General features: G+C 67.2%; 15 protein-coding genes and 1 riboswitch. Of the genes, 3 read left to right on the top strand and 12 right to left on the bottom strand.

The window, feature by feature from the left end; translation table 11 throughout:
- The first annotated feature begins 37 nt into the window (after nucleotides 1-37).
- Nucleotides 38-1,558, top strand: coding sequence for a glycosyltransferase family 4 protein (locus tag RIE32_06925; protein MEQ9095980.1), 1,521 nt, complete (start codon nucleotides 38-40; stop codon nucleotides 1,556-1,558).
- On the opposite strand, the gene thiC is transcribed toward RIE32_06925, so the two are convergent.
- The 8 genes from thiC to scpB form a co-directional block, all read right to left on the bottom strand.
- On the bottom strand, nucleotides 1,555-3,468 hold the full coding sequence (gene thiC / locus RIE32_06920) for a phosphomethylpyrimidine synthase ThiC (GenBank protein ID MEQ9095979.1): 1,914 nt from the start codon (nucleotides 3,466-3,468) through the stop codon (nucleotides 1,555-1,557). The two genes, RIE32_06925 and thiC, sit on opposite strands and share 4 nt — an antisense overlap.
- Nucleotides 3,458-3,573: riboswitch (TPP riboswitch) on the bottom strand. It overlaps the preceding gene by 11 nt.
- 34 nt (nucleotides 3,574-3,607) lie before the next feature.
- Nucleotides 3,608-4,123: a DinB family protein gene (locus RIE32_06915; protein ID MEQ9095978.1), complete on the bottom strand. Its 516-nt coding sequence runs from the start codon at nucleotides 4,121-4,123 to the stop codon at nucleotides 3,608-3,610.
- Entirely contained in the window at nucleotides 4,123-5,685 is a 1,563-nt protein-coding gene (gene rny / locus RIE32_06910; protein MEQ9095977.1) for a ribonuclease Y, read from the bottom strand. The genes RIE32_06915 and rny overlap by 1 nt, the downstream gene beginning before the upstream one ends.
- A gap of 336 nt (nucleotides 5,686-6,021) precedes the next feature.
- Nucleotides 6,022-6,873, bottom strand: a complete 852-nt coding sequence (locus RIE32_06905) for a flagellar brake protein (protein ID MEQ9095976.1) — start codon at nucleotides 6,871-6,873, stop codon at nucleotides 6,022-6,024.
- A 67-nt stretch (nucleotides 6,874-6,940) separates the two neighbouring features.
- Nucleotides 6,941-9,136, bottom strand: a complete 2,196-nt coding sequence (locus RIE32_06900; protein ID MEQ9095975.1) for a DUF3488 and transglutaminase-like domain-containing protein — start codon at nucleotides 9,134-9,136, stop codon at nucleotides 6,941-6,943.
- A 9-nt stretch (nucleotides 9,137-9,145) separates the two neighbouring features.
- The gene (locus tag RIE32_06895; protein ID MEQ9095974.1) at nucleotides 9,146-10,222 is read right to left on the bottom strand and encodes a DUF58 domain-containing protein; all 1,077 of its coding nucleotides are present in this window, start codon (nucleotides 10,220-10,222) and stop codon (nucleotides 9,146-9,148) included.
- 59 nt (nucleotides 10,223-10,281) lie between these two features.
- Nucleotides 10,282-10,725 (bottom strand): carboxypeptidase-like regulatory domain-containing protein, encoded by a 444-nt coding sequence (locus RIE32_06890; GenBank protein MEQ9095973.1) that lies wholly within the window; start codon nucleotides 10,723-10,725, stop codon nucleotides 10,282-10,284.
- 46 nt (nucleotides 10,726-10,771) lie between these two features.
- On the bottom strand, nucleotides 10,772-11,392 hold the full coding sequence (scpB, locus tag RIE32_06885; protein ID MEQ9095972.1) for an SMC-Scp complex subunit ScpB: 621 nt from the start codon (nucleotides 11,390-11,392) through the stop codon (nucleotides 10,772-10,774).
- Between the two features lie 86 nt (nucleotides 11,393-11,478).
- Between scpB and RIE32_06880 the strand changes: the two genes are divergently transcribed.
- Nucleotides 11,479-12,357, top strand: a complete 879-nt coding sequence (locus tag RIE32_06880) for a queuosine precursor transporter (protein MEQ9095971.1) — start codon at nucleotides 11,479-11,481, stop codon at nucleotides 12,355-12,357.
- Nucleotides 12,358-12,387: 30 nt separating this feature from the next.
- Entirely contained in the window at nucleotides 12,388-15,021 is a 2,634-nt protein-coding gene (locus RIE32_06875) for a M14 family metallopeptidase (protein MEQ9095970.1), read from the top strand.
- Here the strand turns inward: RIE32_06875 and RIE32_06870 are convergent.
- Genes RIE32_06870 through RIE32_06855 form a run of 4 tightly spaced genes read right to left on the bottom strand, consistent with a single transcriptional unit; the run spans nucleotide 14,994 to nucleotide 18,675 of the window.
- Complete coding sequence (locus RIE32_06870) at nucleotides 14,994-16,154, bottom strand: serine hydrolase domain-containing protein (protein ID MEQ9095969.1); 1,161 nt, start codon at nucleotides 16,152-16,154, stop codon at nucleotides 14,994-14,996. The two genes, RIE32_06875 and RIE32_06870, sit on opposite strands and share 28 nt — an antisense overlap.
- Nucleotides 16,155-16,184: 30 nt before the next feature.
- Nucleotides 16,185-16,733 (bottom strand): hypothetical protein, encoded by a 549-nt coding sequence (locus tag RIE32_06865; protein MEQ9095968.1) that lies wholly within the window; start codon nucleotides 16,731-16,733, stop codon nucleotides 16,185-16,187.
- Nucleotides 16,734-16,762: 29 nt separating this feature from the next.
- Nucleotides 16,763-17,191, bottom strand: a complete 429-nt coding sequence (locus RIE32_06860; protein ID MEQ9095967.1) for a YcfL family protein — start codon at nucleotides 17,189-17,191, stop codon at nucleotides 16,763-16,765.
- A 38-nt stretch (nucleotides 17,192-17,229) separates the two neighbouring features.
- On the bottom strand, nucleotides 17,230-18,675 hold the full coding sequence (locus tag RIE32_06855; protein MEQ9095966.1) for a hypothetical protein: 1,446 nt from the start codon (nucleotides 18,673-18,675) through the stop codon (nucleotides 17,230-17,232).
- Nucleotides 18,676-18,685 lie beyond the last annotated feature (10 nt).

Raw genomic sequence — 18,685 nt, 5'->3', positions numbered from 1 at the left:
AGTGCGCTGGAAGCCCCGATGTGACCGATGGTGGGGTGTGCCCAACGGTGCCAATGCTCCCGCGCTGCTCATCGCCATGCCACAGGGCCTGGGCGTCAACGGCGTGGTGAGCTGGGGGCTCCGCCTGGCCGGGGCCATGGCCGACCGCGGCTGGCGTGTCATCGTCGCGGCCCATCGAGAGTCCCCGGGCCATGTCCGCGTCGACCATGCCCTGCGCGACGGGGTCGAACTGGTCGACTTGCGGCATTTGCCGCCCATCGATGCGCCCGGCGAGCCGCTCGCCCCGGTCGTCGAGGCCTACCGCGCCGCCCTCGAATCGCTCGGCTGGTCAAGGGACCAGCCGGTCATCGTGCTGCCCAGCCTCGAGGCCAACTGCTACGCCGCCACGGCCGCGCTCGCGTCGACCCACGCCGACCGAGTCCGCGTCATCGGCTGGCAGCACAGCGACAACCCGTTCGATGCCTCGATGCTCCAGAACTACGAGCCCATCCTGTCGGCCATCGCCTGCGTCAGCGAGCACATCACCACCAAGCTGCGCGAGCGACTGCCGTGGCGGTCGGCCGACATCCACCGTATCCCCTACGGCGTCGAACTCGGCGAACGACCGCGGCCTCGCGAGCAGCCCTCCATCGAGCTCATCTATCCCGGCCGCATGGAGCACGAGCAAAAGCGCATCGGCGTGCTGTGCGAGGTTGCTCGAATCCTGCACGAGCGCGCCGTGCCGCACCAACTCACGCTCGCTGGCGATGGTCCCGCCGCCGCCGAGGTCGACGGGCGGCTCGAAGGCCTGCCGAACGCGCGGCGGATCGACGGCCTGCCCCAAAGCGAGCTGCGACCGAAGATAGCGGCCGCCGACGCGCTGCTACTGGCCTCGCGCTACGAGGGGCTCAGTGTCGCGATGCTCGAGGCGATGGCCAGCGGCGTTGCGCCCATCGTCACCCGTGTCGAGTCGGGCGCCGCCGAGGCCATCGAACACGGCGTTTCAGGAATGCTGATCGAAGCTGGCTACCACGAGGGCGAGCACGCGATCGCCCATCGCATGGCAGGCGCCATCGAGTCGCTCGCCGCCGACCGCGACACGCTCGATGGCATGCGCACCGCGGCTTACGAACGCGCGACCCAGAGATACAGCATTGATGTCCACGGCCAGGCTTGCGAGCAGTTGTTTCAACGAGCCCTCGCCGCCGAACCACGCTGGTGGCCGCTCGATCGCCCCTGCACCCTCACGTCCGCGCACGCACGGACATCCGGCGGCAGCGCCCCGCCCGACGCCGCCGAGCGCGCCGCTAGGGCCCTTGCCAACATCGAGGGCCCCATCGCCATCTACGGCGCCGGCCGCCACACCCAGGCCATCGCCGAGGTGCTTGCGAGTGTCGACGTGGTGTGCGTCATCGATGACGACCCGAAGAACCATGGCACAACGCTGTGGGGGTGGCCTGTCGTGGGTATTGAAAAACCGCCGAAGGGCTCGGCGGTCTTGATCTCTTCATACTTGCACAGCCAAGTCATGGCCGAGCGATCCAGAGATGCGGGCTTGCGCCCAATAGTGCTCTACTAAAACACCCGATCTTCCTTCCCAATCCCCAGCGCCGGCCGCACATCTACCTGCACCAGCGTCTCTTCCTGGATCTTCTTCGCGTCCTCGTCGTCCACGTAGTCGCTGTGGCACGCGGCCTTGCCATCATCGGTGGCGGGCAGCTTGCCCTTCACCTTGCTCGCCAGCTTGTGGATTTCCTCGGGCTTCAGGTACCCGCGCTGCTCGAGGATCTTCTGCTGTTCCTCGGTAAGCGCATCACTCTTCACCGGCTTGCCGCGATCACAACCCTCGGCCTTGCCACTGGCAAACTCCTGGATCTCTTTGCTGATGCGCACGCTGCACCAGTCGTGGCCGCACATGGCGCAGAAGTCGGTGTCGACGTCCAGGTCCTCGTCGTGGTACGCGCGGGCGGTGTCGGTGTCGAAGGCCAACTCGAAGTGCTTCTCCCAGTTCAGCGCGGCGCGGGCTCGGGTCAGCTCGTCGTCCCAATGGCGCGTGCCGGGGATGCCCAGGGCCACGTCGGCGGCGTGCGCGGCGATCTTGTACGCCACGCACCCTTCCTTCACGTCGCCCTTCTTGGGCAGGCCCAGGTGCTCCTTGGGCGTCACGTAGCACAGCATGCTCGCGCCGTGGTACGCCGCGTTGGTCGCGCCGATGCAACTCGTGATATGGTCGTATCCCGGGAAGACGTCGGTCACCAGCGGCCCGAGCACGTAGAACGGCGCGCCGTGGCACAGCCGCCGTTGCAGCTTCATGTTGTACTCGATCTGGTCCAGCGGCACGTGCCCGGGCCCCTCGACCATCACCTGCACGCCATGCCGCCAGGCCCGCTCGGTCAGCTCGCCGATGCACTCCAACTCGGCGAGCTGCGCATCATCGGTCGCGTCGGCCAGCCCGCCGGGGCGCATGCCGTCGCCGATGCTGAACGTCACGTCGTGCCGGCGCATCAATTCGCAAATATCGTCCCACATCGTGTACATCAGGTTGTCGCGGTTCTTCTCGAGCATCCACTTTGCAAGCAGGCTTCCACCACGCGACACGATGCCGATGAGCCGGTTCTTGACGTACTTCAGATCCTTCTTGCGCACGCCCGCGTGGATGGTGAAGTAGTCCACGCCCTGCCGGGCCTGGTGCTCCAGCGTCTCCAGCACGATCTGCTCGTCCAGGTCCGTCAGCTTGCGCCCGATGATCATGCTGTAGATCGGCACGGTGCCGATGGGCACGGTCGAGTTCCGCAAGATCGCCTCGCGGCACTCGTCCAGGTCGCCCCCGGTGGACAGGTCCATCACCGTGTCGGCGCCCCACTTCTCGGCCCACTTGAGCTTCTCGACCTCTTCGTCGGTGCCGCTCGAAACCGGTGACGCACCCATGTTGGCGTTCACCTTCGTCTTGCTCGCACGGCCGATGGCCATGGGGTCGAGGTTGTACTTCAGGTGCGTGATGTTCGCGGGGATGACCATGCGACCCGCCGCCACCTCGTCGCGAACCTGCTCGGCAGTCAGGTGCCCCTCACGCTCGGCCACGCGCCGCATCTGCTCGGTCACGATGCCCAGCCGGGCGCTCTCGAGTTGCGTGATGGGCTCGAAACCGTCGGGCGCAACGCAACGGATGAACTTGCCAATCTCGTCCTGGTTATGCCCCGCACACCCGCTCGCGTGATCCTCCGCCGCCTCGAACGTCCAGCCGTCAGGCAGGAAGTCCCACGCCGTGTACGGGCTGGCCTGGGGCATGTTGGGCGTATCGGGCGAACTGAACGTCAGCGGCTTGCCGATCTCTGCCTTGTTTGCGAAGCTGCCCGGCGTGGTGACACCCTCGTCCCCGGGGTTGCCCGCCCCGCGCGTGGGCACGGCGAAGCGAGCGGTGGGGCAGTCCGCCTGCGGGTTGGCCGCCAGGCTGCGGACATGAGATTGGTTCGTTCTGGTGGTCGACATGGCGCGTTCCCTCCGCCGGCATGACCCGGATCAGGTGGTGCGGGTGCGTCTCAGCCCCCGCCAGCCGTCCCATTCAGGAAGGCGGAGGCGCCCCGAGCGTTCAAATGATGCTAGCAGGGCCGGGCGGCCAACCGATGGCTTACGGCTTCAGGTGCTCATACACCCACGAAAGTACGCTGCCCGTCGGGCGCTGCTCCACGCCCAGCTTCCGCAGCATGTTGATGGCCTGGGCCCGGTGGTGCACGCTGTGGGTGGTCACGTGGGCGATGATGTGGGCCCGCGTGTGCCGACGGATTGAGCCGTTCACGGTCCGCTCGATCATTTCGCCGAGGTCGAACCGTCCGGCAAGATCAGTCCACTCGTCATGGAGCGCCCTCGCCGTGCTTTCCATCGCGGGAACATCCATGTCGCCCTCCTCGGGCAGCCACGGCCGCATGCCCTCGCCGCGATAGATGTCCGCCCAGATGCGCACGGCCCCAAGGTTGTGCATCAGCACCTTGCGCAAAGAGCCCGGCCCCATCTCGAAGTGCTGGTCGAGCTGCGCATCGCTCAAGGGCCGGCACGTCGCGAGCAGTTCCTCGTCGGCAGAGCGACCGTGCGCCAGCAAGATGGCCGCGACGTCCCCGGATAGGTTCGCGGGGTTGATCGTCGCCATTACCTCGCGATCTCCACCGCCCGAGTCTCTCGCAATACCGTTACCCGGATCTCGCCCGGGAAGGTCATCTCGTCGGCCACCCGCTTGGCGATTTGTGTCGCCACGTAGTGCGCCTCGTCGTCGCTCACCTTCTTGGCGTCCACCATGACGCGAACCTCGCGGCCCGCCTGCACGGCATACGCCTCGGTCACGCCCTTGTGCGCCAGTGCAATGTCTTGAAGATCGTTCAGCCGCTGGATGTACAGCTCCATCGACTCACGTCGCGCACCGGGCCGGGCGCCGCTGAGTGCGTCGGCCGCCATCACGATGGGCGTGTAGAAACTGGTCGACGGAATGTCGCCGTGGTGCCCGCCGATGGCGTTCAGCACGGGCTCCTTCTCGCCATATCGCTTGGCGAAGTCCATGCCGATCTTCGGGTGCCCGCCCTCCATCTCGTGGTCCATGGCCTTGCCGATGTCGTGCAGGAAGCCGCAACGCCGCGCGAGCTTGCCGTTCAGCCCGAGCTGGTCGGCGATGATCTGGCTGAAGGTCGCCACCTCGATGGAGTGGGCCAGCACGTTCTGCCCATAGCTCGTGCGGTAGTGCAGCTTGCCCATGGCCTCGATGACCTTGGCGTGCAGCCCGCCGATCTTGACCTCCATCTGCGCATCCTTGCCGTGCTTGCGGATGCGCTCCTCGAACTCGCTCTTGACCTTTTCGACGGTCTCCTCGATGCGGGTGGGGTGCATGCGCCCGTCGGAAATCAGTCGCTCGAGCGCTTCGACCGCCACCGCCTGGCGCACCTTGTCGAAGCACGATACCGTGATCACGCCGGGCGTGTCGTCCACGATGATGTCCACGCCGGTCATCTTCTCGATGGCCCGGATGTTGCGACCCTCGCGACCGATGATGCGGCCCTTCATCTGGTCGTTAGGAATGGCAACCGACCGTACCAGGTGCTCGGTGGCAAACTCGCCGGCGTATCGCTGGGCAGCCTGGAGCAGAATCTCCGTGGAGCGTTCGCGGGCCTGGCTCTCGGCCTCTTCGGTGATCTTTCGAGCCACGGCGGCGGCTTCGTGGCGCGAGTCCTCCGAGACACGCTCGATGTAGGCCTCACGGGCCTCCTCAACGCTCATGCCCGCGACGTCGGCGAGCGCACGGGTCTGCCGCTCGATCAGGCCCTCGAGCTCGGCGGCCCGCTCGTCGAGGGTCGAGGCTTGCTCGTGCAACTCCCGGTCGCGCTTGTCGGCCTGCTTTTCGCGGTCCTGCAGGCGAGACTCGGCCTTGTCCAGCGTCGACTCACGCTTGGACAGCGCCTTGTCTTCCTGGCGCAGACGCTTGCGTTCCTCGTCGAGTTCGTCCTCGACTTCGCGCAGCCGCTGGTGGACGCGCTTTTCGGCGTCGGCCTCGGCCTTGCTCTGGATGGCCTCGGCTTCGGTCTGGGCCCGTTCGGTGATCGAGGCAGCCTCGTCTCGCGCCTGAGAAAGCGTTCGGGAAATCAACCGACCGTGCGCAAAGAGCCCGACCAGGACGCCGAGTATCAGGCCGCCAAGGCCGATCAGGATGGAGATGAGTTCGGGCATCGCGGCGGCTCAAATCGAATGAAGCGTGCATCGCACGCCCGAGCCGACACGGATTCTCGCGAACAATCGCCCTACGACGCAACCGCCGGGGTGTCGGCGTCGCGTCCACTGGCCTGGTTGCCGCCACCCGATTGCGTGGTGGCCTTGAACGCGTCGGGCGATCATCGTCGCCCAATGCGAGAAATCAGGGTGATGTTCGAGCCGCGTCGATCGAGCGTCAGCCGGGTGTTCCCCCCCAGCCGAACGAGTATAGCAGAACCCTGACCGCGCGGTTGCAGTCTTCATCCGGTCTCAGCGCCGCGCTGACATCCAGAATGATTCTAAAGAAACGGTCGCTCAGCCCGCCTGGCGAGACCGCTGCATGCCCGTGGCACGCTCGACGTACCCGGTAATCTGCCGAACGATGAAGTCGCGATGCTCGGCGTGCAGCGAGAAATCGAACGCGAAGCCCAGGTGCAGGTTCTGCGAGCTGTCCAGGTGCTGGTGCACGCAGCGTGCCGTGACGGCCAGCGGCCCGGGCATGTCGCTCCCAAGATCGAGCCTCAACCAGTACCGGCCACTCGAGTCGAAGCTCGGTCGCGAGGCAGGCGGCACCATCAGCCCGGCGCCGCCACCGCCCACGTTCACGAGTTGGCCCTGGAAGGCGCCGGCCACCTCGGGCATGAGCGACACCGGCGCCTCCAGCCCGCGCCGGCCCGACCCGGCAGCGGTGCCGTCTTCGAAGGGAATGCGGCTGGCCACCTCGGCCGCCACCGCCGTCTCGGGATCGACCAGACGCCAGCCCTGGACCAGCGGCAGGTTGAAGCCCGCGGTCGTGGCCCGGAAGAAGTCTCGACGCTGGCATCGCTCGACCAGTGTCGGCGCCGCCACGTGCAGCAGGCCGCGCATATCGCCCGCCGAAGGTTCGATCGATCGCGTGCGGAACATCCACCGGTTCTGCCCGATCGACATGGCCACGATGATGTTCAGGCCGGGCTCCAGGCGCATGGTCTGCCCCAGGGCCACCGGCTGCTCGAGCACGAGCCGCTCGTCGTCGATGCCCAGCAGCCGGACACGCCAGACGAGGTTGGCCATGCCCACCGCGGACGCGTCGCCCACGTCCACGCTGACCTCGAGCGATCCACCGCGATCGCGGATCTGGCTCAGGCACTCGCGCCAACGCTCGGTGCGGGATCGGTTCGTGTTCATGCTTGGGTCTCCGGCTGCGGCCATCGCCGGCCGCTAAGACCCATATCGAGCCGTTCCGCTGCCGACTTCAGCCCGAGCCGGACGCTCGAGATCGCTCGGCCAGTGCCTGGCTGGCCTCGGCGATGTCCCGCTTCAGGTTCTGGGCCTCCTGGGGGCTCAGCGGACGACCACCAAACCGCGCCTCGTACAGCCGCTGCACCACGTCCGAAAAGCCTGCGCCCTCGGCGCCAACGGGCATTCCTTGAACATGGGCCAGCAGCGGCTTCCACCCCGGCTTGGGATGGCCCGCCTTCTCCAGCGTTCGAAGCAGGTACTCGCCCACGTCGCGCGTGCCGCCGAGGATGCGGACCCTCGGCCCCCGCCCGCCCCCGATGCCCAAGCTCCGGAAGAACGACTGAGCCAAAATGGTGATCACCAGCACGCCGGTAAAGGCCAGCATGCCGGCCAGAACGGCCTGGATGATGCCCACCGTGCCCGAGGCCCGGGCACGCTCCAGGAAGCTAGCGATGGACTCCAGCACCGCGATCTGCGGCTCCTTCTCCGATTCCTCGGCTCCGAGCACGCGTCGCTGCGAGCCGCGATCGAAGCTCACGACCGAATCGACCCAGAAGAACTCCAGCGCGTCGACCCAGCGCCGCGCCATCGACGCCAGGCTCGTGTCGGGTGCGTGCACGCGCTCCAGATCGGCCGGCGGCGTGGGATCGTGCCGGCGCCACTGCCCGGGTGCGTGCTCGACCTCCACCCAGGCGTGGGCGTTGCTTTCGCGAACCGTGTACTGCGCCGTCGCCTCGTTGTACTCCACAGCCACGTAGCCAGTGACCATGCGGGCGTTGATGCCCACGCTGCGGCACATCGCCACCATCGCCGAGGCGAAGTACTCACAGTGGCCCTCCTGCCTGTCGAACAAGAACCACTCGATCGGATCGCCCTGGGCACGCAGGATGTCCAGCGTGTACGTGAACGTCGACAAGTAGTCGCGGATTGCGCGCGTCGCACTGGCAATCTCGGTCGGGCTGCGAGGCATGCGATCGCCAACCTGACCCGCTTCAACGAGGATGCGCTGGGTCAACTCGCGCACGCGGGCGGAGTCGAAGTCCACCAATCGCTCGGCGTCCATCGCCGCCGGCGGGGCGCCGCCCAACGACCGCGACCCGGGCAGGCCCGACAGCACCGTGTAGCTCTGCGACTTGGCCGTGTCCTCCAGGCGAAGCGTGCCGTGCTCACGGTGCAGCACGAACTCAAGCGGCTCGGCGAACTCCCAGAGGAACGGTTCCTGGATCGCAAACAGCACCGATCCGCGGCCCGGTGGCTCGCGCAGCGAGATCTCCTGGCGGATCACCGCACGAGACTGGACCGCACCGGTCGGAAGCGACAGTTCCGGGCCGGTCTCCATCCGCTGGTAGCCGTCGCGCTGGCGGCGGGCCCGGGTCCAGCGGCCGTCGTCGTACCGATCAAGCACCGCGCCACGCAGGTAGTACACTCGCCCGGCGCCACCCATGTTGCCGCCGCTGCGATCGGTAACCCGCATGTCCAGGACCTTCTCCTGGCTTTCGGAGATCAGCCCGGCCCGGCCGAGTTCCACCGTCTCGGTATACCCCGTGACCGAGCCGCGCTCGCCGCCCAGGTCGCCCAGGAAGCTGGGCGCCAGGCCACGGGGAACCAGCACGAATACCGCCGCCGCGATGAGCGATGCCGAAATAGTCAGGACACCGGTCATGCGCCGCAGGCCCCGGGCCATCGCGCCGCCCGTGCGCGCACGCCGCCGGCTCACGCCGATCGACTCCTGGTACGACTCGACGCGTTCCTCGGTGGCGACGACCTGCTGCACCAGCGCGGCCCACACCAGCAACGGGCAGAACACCAGCAGCGTCACGCCCACGCTCAGCTTCAGGCTGGTCAGGATCGCCCCGAACACCAGAAAGACCGAGAGCGCCAGTACCTCGGCCGCGTCGCGGGCCGTTCGCCGGTCGAACAGCTTGATCACCAGCAGCGATGCGAGCATCTCCGCAATGCGCTCCACGTTGAACTGCCCGTCCAGCGACGCCAGCCCCAGGCCCAACGCAACGACGATCAGCAGAACCGCGTTGATCATCAACCGTGGCACGCTCGACGCCCATGGCTGGTGCGCCGCCCACCAGCACAGCCAGGCGCTGGGCATGCCCAAGATCGCGACCATCAAAGATTCGGCCGCGATGGCATAGATCCCGATGGCCAGCAGGGCCGTCCAGATCAACGCCAGTCGCAGGGAACGCTCGAGGGTCATGGGACTCGGTCAGCCTGTTCGGTTGGGTTCCTTGTCCGGTTCGGCCCGCAAGCGGGGCAGGTCTTCGCCGCTCAGCGTGTGCACGCCCCCGCCGGCCGGACCCCGCGTCAGCGTAAGCACCACCGACCCAAAGCGGGCCGTCGGCTTCGCCCCGCCGCGCGGCTCGCTGGCCGAAAACCCGTAGGAACCCAGTCGCCGCAGCAGCCCGGCCCGACCCGCGGGCGTGGTGACCGAGCCGCTGGACATCCCCACGCTGGGGATGCTCAGCCGGACCGCGATCGCCCGCCGGCCCGCCTCGACGATGAGCGAAGCGGCCAGGCTCAGCAGTTGTTCCGCGCGCGGATCCCGCCGCTTGGCCAGTTCGGGCTCCAGGTCCAGGTGTAGCACGAGTCGCCGCGGCGCCCGCGCCGATCGCTGCATCACGACCAGCGTGTCGCTGCGGGCCGAAAGCCGCCAACTCACGTCGCGCACGCGGTCGCCCACGCGGTACTCGCGCACGCCGAAGAAGTCCTCGCCCGCCCCCGGGCTGGCGATCGCTTCGGTGCCGTCGTGGGCCGGTTCCAGGATCGTCTCGACCACGTCGCTGCGCAGGCGATGCACCGCCGGCGTGGCCAGGGCGGGCTGGGTCAGGTCAAACGTCACGCTCTTTCGCGCCACGCCGAAGGGAAAGGTGGTGCTGACCCGCACGCGTGACAGTTCGAACGGTCCGCGTCGCTCCACGAGCGCGCTCGTCTCGCAGCGAACCGTGCGCCGCGGCGGCACCCGCCCGATGCTGGCCACGGGTCGGCCCACCAGCACGCCGTCGCTGCGAGAGACACCCTTGGGAGGAAGCTCTTCTACCAGCAGCGCGTAGGCGGGCATCAATCGATTGCGGTTGCGCACGCGGTATCGAAGTTGGAACGGCCGGCCGACCTGTGCTTCGGGCACCGGCTCACGCTCGATGGCCACGCCCATCAGCGAGGCGCCGCTGACGAAGCCCGAGGCGAGCAAGCCCCCGATCGCCAGCCCCAGCGCCCAGAACAGAAGATTGTTCTGGCTGTTGATCGCCCCCAGCAGCACGAACGCCGTCACGATGACGTAGGCCACGCCCGGCAGGTGCAGGTGGTAACGCCGCGTGGGGCGGGCTGGCTTGGCGCGCGTGCTGCTCAGCCGGACGTCTCCGAGTCGGCATCGGGCGACGCCGTGTCCGAGCGCGTCGCGTCCGAACGCTGGACCATCGTGATGTACAGCGAGCGATAGAAGCTGCGCAGCGGCACGGTCTTATCGATGCGGGCGTAGCCGTCGGCCTCGACGATCACCCGGACGGTGCCGCGCGCCATCTGGTCACCGCTGGTGGGCACGCTGAAGCGTCCCTCCTCGTCGGTGGTGGTGTCCACCAGCGTCCGTCCGTTGCCCGTCAGGCTGACGCGTACGTGGGCATCGGGAATGCCAACCTGGTCCAGCCGCGTGTCGTCGCGGTCGATGACGGCCACCACGCCCAAGGGCCCGGGAATCACCACGCCCTCCAGCCGGGGGGTCTGGCATCCAGGCAGCACGATGGCGGTCAATGCCAGAAGGCTCAGCAGCAGCACGCGGGCTCGCATTGTCATGATTGGTCTCCTTCGTGGAGGTGGGTGGGTCGCGTCCGTGCGAAGTTCACGATTCAGCGTGCCGGGAGACGCCGCCAGCACCGGGAAGGTCCTTCAGGCTCGCAAGGCCGAACAACTCAAGGAACTGCGGCGTCGTGCCATACAGGATCGGGCGGCCGACTTCCTCGGCTCTTCCCTTGATGGCGATGAGCTTGCGTTCCAGCAGGCTGCGAAGCACCTCGCCGCAGGCCACGCCGCGGATCGCTTCAACCTGGGCTCGCGTCATCGGCTGGCGATAGGCGATGATCGAGAGCGTCTCGATGCTGGCCCGGCTGAGCTTCGTGCTCTGGCGATTCCGATCGAACGCGGCGACCACCGAGCCAAACTCGGGCGAGACCATGAGTCGGTATCCGCCGGCCAGGCGCTCGGCCCGGGCGGGGCGGCCCGCGGCTTCCAGGTCTTCGTTGAGCCGTGCGGCAAGCGCTTCGATCGTGTCCTTGGGCGTGCGCTTACCGGCAAACTCGGCCGCGCCATCGAGCAGCGACAGGGCCTCCCACAGCGCCTCGGCCGGAACGGCCCGGCCGGCCGCCAGCAGGATGGCCTCCAGGCCTGCCGCCAGCCCGTCAGGGGTCGGCTGATTCTCCCGTGCGTCGGCGGCGGCTTCGGTCTGGTCGGCGGCGGTGCTCACGGGACGATGCTAGGCGGATGCGGTTTGTTCCTGCCCTCCAGGCTACCACGCGTCGCTACAGGCCATCAATCGCTATCGTCCCGATCATGGGGACCCCAAACGAAGCCCTCGCCACGCTGCCCAGCCGCCAACATGGCTACGACGGGCTTTCAAGGCTCGACGAGGCCACGCTGTACCGGCGGCGTGAAGGCGTGTTCCTGGTGCTGGCCGGGCTGTTCCTGGCCTCGCTGGCCATGCTAAACATCCTGGGCATCAGCCGGTTCATTAAGCTGGGCGAGGCGACGGTGGGCAGCGGCCCGGACGCCCTCACCCTTACCTTCGCCGTGGCGGTGGGCGTCTTGCCCTACCCCATCACCTTCCTGTGCACCGACTTTATCAGCGAGCTCTATGGCCGCCGGCGCGCCAACGCGGTGGTGTGGATGGGGCTGGTCGTCAACGCGTGGGTCGTCTTCGTGCTGTGGTTCGGCGGAGTGTTGCCGGGCTTCGAACCGGTCGATCCGCAGACCGGAGAACTGATTGCCGACGCCGCGGGGCGTGTCCCGGTCTTCTTCGAGATCCGCTCGCTGGCCTTCGCGGCCGTGCTGGCCTCCATGGTGGCCTACTTGGTAGCTCAGCTCGTGGACGTCCAGGTCTTCCACTTCTGGAAGCGATTGACCAACGGCCGGCACCTGTGGCTGCGAAACAACGGCAGCACACTGGTGAGCCAATTGGTCGACACCGTGGCGGTCATCCTGATTACGTACTACATTGCCGGCGGGCTGCCCGTCGACGAGACCGATCCCATCGCGCCCCAGTTGTTGCTGTTTATCGGTACTGGATACGCATTCAAGTTCGCCGCCGCGTTACTGGATACCGTGCCGTTCTATATTGGTTCCAGGTGGCTCGCGCGGTACCTGCGCCTGCCACCACCCCATGGTCCACCCTCCCCGCCACCGGCGGCCGCGGTGGAAGCCGGGGTCGGCTGAGGCTCGAATCGCTGGCCTGAGGAGATACGGATGCGTGCAATCGCCGCTTGTGTGCTGGGTCTGACAATCTGCGTGACGGCCCCACGGGCCATCGCCCAGGGAATGCTCCAAGCCCGTGACGTTTCGCCCAACGAAGAACTGCTCTACGACTACTTCGACGGGTTGCGTTTCGATCCAGCCGTCCCCACCCCCGAGGGCACGCTGGGCTACAAGGTGGGCGAGCGATTCACGCGGCACCACGACCGCGTGGAATATTGCCGAACACTGGCCAACGCCAGCGACCGCGTCCGCTTTGCCGAATACGGCCGCACCCATCAGGATCGGCCGCTGGTCATGCTGACGATTTCGAGCCCGTCGAACCTGGAGCGGCTCGACCAGATCCTCGCCGCCAACGCTGAGCTGCGCGATGCGGAGAACCTGAGCGCCGCGCGACGCGACGAGATCATCGAGAACAACCCAGCCGTCATCTGGTACAGCTTCGGCGTGCACGGCAACGAGGCAAGCTGCGGCGAGATCTCGATGCAGTTCGCCTACACCCTGGCCGCGGCAACCAACGACGAAGTTGCCGACATTCTCGACACGTGCGTCATCGTCGTTGATCCGCAGGTCAACCCCGACGGCCAGAGCCGCTACGTCGCGTGGTACGAGAACGCCATGGGCATCGCGCCCGATCCCAACCCCGACGCGTTCGAGCACGACGAGCCCTGGCCCAGCGGCCGGAGCAACCATTACCTGTTCGACCTCAATCGAGACCTGGTGTGGGGCGTGCATCCCGAGAGCCGTGCCCGGCTGGCCGCCATGCGCCGCTACCTTCCCCAGCTCCACCTTGACTACCACGAGCAGGGACACACCAGCCCCTACTTCTTCGGCGAGGGCGATACGCCCTACAACCAGAACATTCCCCAGGAAACCAAGGACTGGATCGCCCTGTACGGTCGGGCGAACGCGAAGGCATACGACGAGCGCGGCATCGTGTACGCCACGCGCGAGCGCTTTGACTACCTCTACCCCGGCTACGGCAAGGTGCTGCCGGTGTATCACGGCGCCATCGGCCTGCTGCTCGAGAAGGCCGGCCACGGGCGCGCCGGGCTGAGCATCCGCGTGAGCGACCAGTACGTCTTGACCCTCGCCGAGCGCGTCCGTGACCACTTCGTCACGGCGATGAACTACGCGGAGACCACCGCCGCCAATCGCAAGGCCCAGCTCGAGCGCTTTGCCAGGTTCTGGGAAGAGGCAAGCCAGGGCGCTGGCCCCGGCCCCAAGTCATTTGCGATCTCGACCAGCAACGACCCGGCGGTGCTGAAGAAGGTCTGGGACTTCTGCCTGATGCACGGCATCGAGGTGCAGCAACTCACCGAATCCGCGACCACCAGTTCGTTTGCGACCTACGACACCGGCGAGACCATCGACGGGCTTGAGTTGCCCGAAGGATCTTGGATCATTGATGCCCGCCAGCCGATGTCCGCGCTCGTGCGCACCATGTTCGAGCGCGTGACCGACGTTGAGAATCCCGACACGTACGACATCACCGCCTGGAGCCTGCCCATCAGCTTCGGCGTCAACGCATGGTGGAGCGACGCGTACCTCGATGCCAGCACCGAGCCGCTCACGCGGTACGCGCCGCCCACGGCGAGGCTCACCGGCAGCGGAGGGGTCGCGCTGCTCATCGATTCGAGCCACCACAACTTTCCCGTCGCCGTGGGCCACGCCGTCGAGCACGACATCTTCTGCCGCGTGCTTGGCGACGCCGTCGAGGTCGACGGCAAGTCCTTCGCCAAGGGCAGCCTGCTGGTGCACCTCATCCGCAACCCGGACCGCGACCTGGAGGCGTTCGTGCGCGACGTGCTGGCCAGCGGCGTCAGCGTGCACCGTGCCAGCGAGGGCTTCACGCAGAGCGGCCCGATGCTGGGCAACAACGCCAACCCCATCATGCGGCTGCCCAAGGTGCTGCTGGCCACCGGTCCCAGCGTGAACAGCCTGAGCGCAGGCCAGCACTGGCACATGCTCGACATTGCGTTCCCCTTCCCATACACGCGCGTCGACGCGGGTGATCTGGGCCGCATCGATCTCAGCGATTACAGCGTCATCGTGCTTCCCTCGATGGGCGGGCTGTCGGGCAGCGCCGCCGAGAACATCAACGGCTGGCTGCGGCGAGGCGGGGCCGTGGTGGCAAGCGACGGCGCCGCGGGCTGGGCCCTGCGAGAACTGGCCGGCGCCGAGCCCGACCGCGACGGGCGAGGTTCCGATGGAGAGCCCAAGGCCCACACCAAGACCTGGGCCGAGCGGGAAGACGACTCGGTCGCGCGCCGCGTCGCCGGCGCTATGGCGCTCACCCGGCTGGACACCAGCCACCCCCTCACCGCCGGCCTGCACGAGCACCAGGACTGGATGGGCGTGCTCGTCCGCGGCATGAGCAATCTGCCCATGCGAGACGACGCCTACGTGGTCGCTCGGTTCGACCAGGACCAGCCCATCATCTCCGGCCCCGTCAGCGAGCAGAACCAGGATCGCATGGCCGGCCAGCCCTTCATCATTCACCACCGCATGGGGGGCGGATCGGTCATCGTCTTCGCCGACGACGTCACGATCCGCGGCTTCCACCACGCGGGCATGCGGATGCTGATGAACGCGATCGTCTACGGGCCGACGCTGTCCAGGTTCTGAACGGCTTCCTCGCTTGCCGAGCGATTGATCGCCCGATAAATGGCGGTGGTGATGGCGCCCGGGTTCGCATGCTCGGTATTGGTCATCACCACCACGCCGTGGCGCTGCTCGGGGTAGAAGACCATTCGCGTGCGAGCCTTCTCCTGCGAGCCGTTGTGGGCGATGCGCAGGGTGTCGTTGGGGCGCGAGACGCTCAGCCCCAGCCCGTATCCGGTCGCCTCGCCTTGACGATCGACCCGGGGCGTCCACATGTCCAGGCTCGTTGCGTCGCTCACCAGTTCATGATTCATGAGCGCCGCGGCGAAGCGTGCAAGGTCGTGCACGTTCGAGATGAACCCGCCGCCGCCCAGCTTCCAGCTCACGTCGGTGTTGGTCGTCTTGAATACGTGCTCGCCGATCTTGCGATACCCCACGGCCCTGTTCGGTATGTCCAACCACTGGTAATCGGGTTGCAGCGTGGTCAGCCCCAGAGGCTCGCAGATGCGCTCCTGCACCTGCGCCCAGAACGTGCCCCTGCCCGCGCGCTCCACGACTGCGCTGGCCAGGATGTACGCGTGCGTGCTGTAGCTATACCGCTCGCCCGGCTGGCTCACCAGCGGCGACGGGGCGAACGTGTCAAGCGCCAGGATGACGCTCTCGAAGGGATGGTCGGTTTCGTAGTCGCGTGGCTGTCGCTCCACCGGCCCGTTGCGATAGTGCACGATGCCGCTCAGGTGGCTCAGCAACTGCTCGGTCGAGATAGGGGCGCCCTTGTCGGGAAACTCGGGTACGTACGCCCGCACGTCGGCCTCAAGATCCAGTTCGCCGGCCTCCACCAATTGCATCGCCGCGACGGCCGTCACGGGCTTTGAGATCGATGCCCAGCGGAACATCGTGTCGTCCGTGACAGCCACCTCGTTCTCGCGATCGGCCAGCCCGTAGCCCGCCGTGTAGACGATGCGTCCCTCGCGGATCACGCCGATGGCCACGCCGACGAGTTCCTGTCGCTCCATCTCCTCGCGCACGGCCTGGTCGACCGCGGCCTGCCACGGTGGAGCCTCGGCGATGGTGGCGGGCCGATCCTGCGCGAGGACGGCCGGCGAAAGCAGGCCCACGCACGAGGCGATGGCGATTGCAGCGAGCGTACGACGCATGGTTCAGTCCCCCGGTGTGTCCGAGCAAGCCTACCGCGGCCGGCGGCTCTCGGTCGTGATGCGTTGCTCCTCGATCCAGATCTGCGGGTTCACGCCGTCGCCGGTGTAGCGCAGCAGCTGCATCTGGAAGATGTACGAGACTTGCAAGTCCCGCCCCAACTCGGCAACGTCCTCGTAGATCTTCGCGTTGAGGATGTACGAGCGCTCGGGAAGCGTGCCGCGGGTCACGAGCGTCTCGAAGTCGCTGGGCGTATAGCCAACGGCCTGCCCGCTATTCACGAAGACCTGCATGATGCGGTTGGTCACGCGGTCGCGGTCGATGTTGATCTGGCTCGAGTTGTTCACGAAGCGGTTGACGGCAATGGCCGCCGGCTCACCCTCGTCGGTGATGTAATTCGACTGGATCAGGCTCTCGCTCAGCTCGGTGGCCACACGCTCGATGTCCTGCACGTTCAGGCCGTGCGTGGTGATCTCGGTACCCCGGGCCTGCTCACGCGGGCCATAGGCGTCGCTGCGGCAGGCGGGCAGTGCGGAAACGGCGGCAACGCCCGCCAGCGCGAAGAGTGTCTTGATGTGCATGAGTATGTCCTCGTGTTCTTGGGTGTGTCTCAGGGGGCGCCGATGATTTCCAGCTCGAAGTCGACCGCGCGCTCGTTGGGCGCCACCGCGCTGATGCGCGCACGCTCGCCCGACAGCAGCGCCCGGTCGCGGAAGCCGTCCATGGCAGAATCGACCGCGAAGCCCTCCGCGTCGAACCACTCGAAGCGATAGCGAATGGCCATCCGCTGCCGCGTGGCATTGAACAATTCGGCCTCGACCTTCTTGAAGCCGTTGGGCGCCGTGCCCTCGATCAGGCCGATCAGTTGCACGGCCCTGGCAAGGTCCTTGTCCCAGATCAGCCGGGCGTCCTCGATCTGCTGCGGCTTGCCTTCACGTTCGGCTTCCTGCGTGGTGTTCACGCGCGGCTGCCATCGCGAGCAGCCCGCGGCCAGCACGGCGCCCGCCACGCACGCGGCCAGCAGGGCTCTGTTTCTCATTCTCTTGCACGTCATGCCAGATGCTCCCTTCCAGATTCTTACGGTGATTGCGTCGGCTCGAACGTCCATGGTTCGGGCTCCAGGTTGGTGGTTGTGATGAGCACGGGCGCGCCCGGACGCACCGAGCGCACCGTGATGAGGGTGATGCCCTCGGGTTCGACCGCAACCGAGTAGCGTCGCCCGCCCACGTCGAGCGAAACGCGGCCATCACTTGGCGCATCGAGCCGGACGTACTCCACGTGCTTGGGCAGGGTCGCCCACGTCCGCAGGTCGGCCTCGTTGGTCGATGCCGCCCAGATCGCGCCGCCGATCATGGTCAGGATGCGGATGATCGGGTCGGAGCGCCGTGTCGCCGCGTACAGCCCCGCCTGCACGCCCACCTTGAACGCCGCCGCCGCGATCATCCGAGTCTGCAAGCCCGGCAACTGCTCGTAGAACTCCGCCGCGACGATCCGGTCGACGTTCGCCAACTGCGACGACTGGTGCGTGCCCTCGGGCGTGCTGGCCAGCAGGGTCGGAACGTACGTGCCGTCGAATACGATGTAGGGCGCCGCGATCGGGACGATCTGCGCGACGTCCGTCACCACGAAGATCGGGATCGAGATCCGCGTCTGCTCGCGGAATGGCGCCAGCCCCGTCTCGAAGAACACGTACACAAGCTCCGGACGCTCGGCCTCGCCCTGCGCCAGGCGATCGGCAAGGTCCAGGTCCTGCAGGACGTACGGATTGTCGGGCGCCATGCCCGCCACGCGGCGGAGCAGGTTCCGGGCGACGTCGTAGTCGGCCGCGCTCTCGGCCACGCCCATGAGGTACACCGCACGCAGCATGTCGACGTACGGATTCGCGAACTCGGCGTAGGCCTCGTATTGTGAAAGATCGCCGTACTTCTCCCGTGTGACCTCCTCGAAGCGGGGATCGCCGGCAATGCGATCGAACGAACCCACGCGACGTCGTGCCGCGGCCTGTTCCTCGCGTACGCGTTCGGCTCGGTTGCGGCTCTCGACGATGGCGTACGTCTGCCAGCGGTCGGCCCGCACGAAGTGCTGCCGGGCGTCTTCGATCTCGCCCATCGCCAGCGAGTTCAATGCTCGATACGCCGCCACGAACTGGCGGTCATAGAAGAAACCCTCGTACGCAATGCGGTCCGGCGTGCGCGCCATCGCGGAGATCCGCTCGCTCGCGCTGATGCCCGGGTCCTCATCCAGTTCGGCCATCTTCGCCTCGGCCATCGCGAAGGCCCGATCGCTCTCGGCGAAACGCCCGACCATCCGCGCCATCGAGCCGTGCTCGATGTGGGCGATCACCGTCTGGGGTGTGCCGCCGTCGTGCCGCCGGGCATATGCGCGAATTTCCTCGACCGCCGCGTCGAAGTTGCCCTGCCGAAACGTCTGCTGGATCGGCCGAAGCTCGCTGGCGCACCCACCCAGCATCCAGGCCAGGCTGGCGCACAGGAGACTTGGGATGGTCCGTCGAAGGGCGCGCATGGGTATTTGC

The organism is Phycisphaerales bacterium (genome assembly GCA_040221175.1).
In the GTDB taxonomy this organism is placed as follows: Bacteria; Planctomycetota; Phycisphaerae; order Phycisphaerales; family UBA1924; genus JAHCJI01.
The sequence above is the reverse complement of the archived record's forward strand: the minus strand, read 5'-3'. Positions and strand labels throughout refer to the sequence as shown.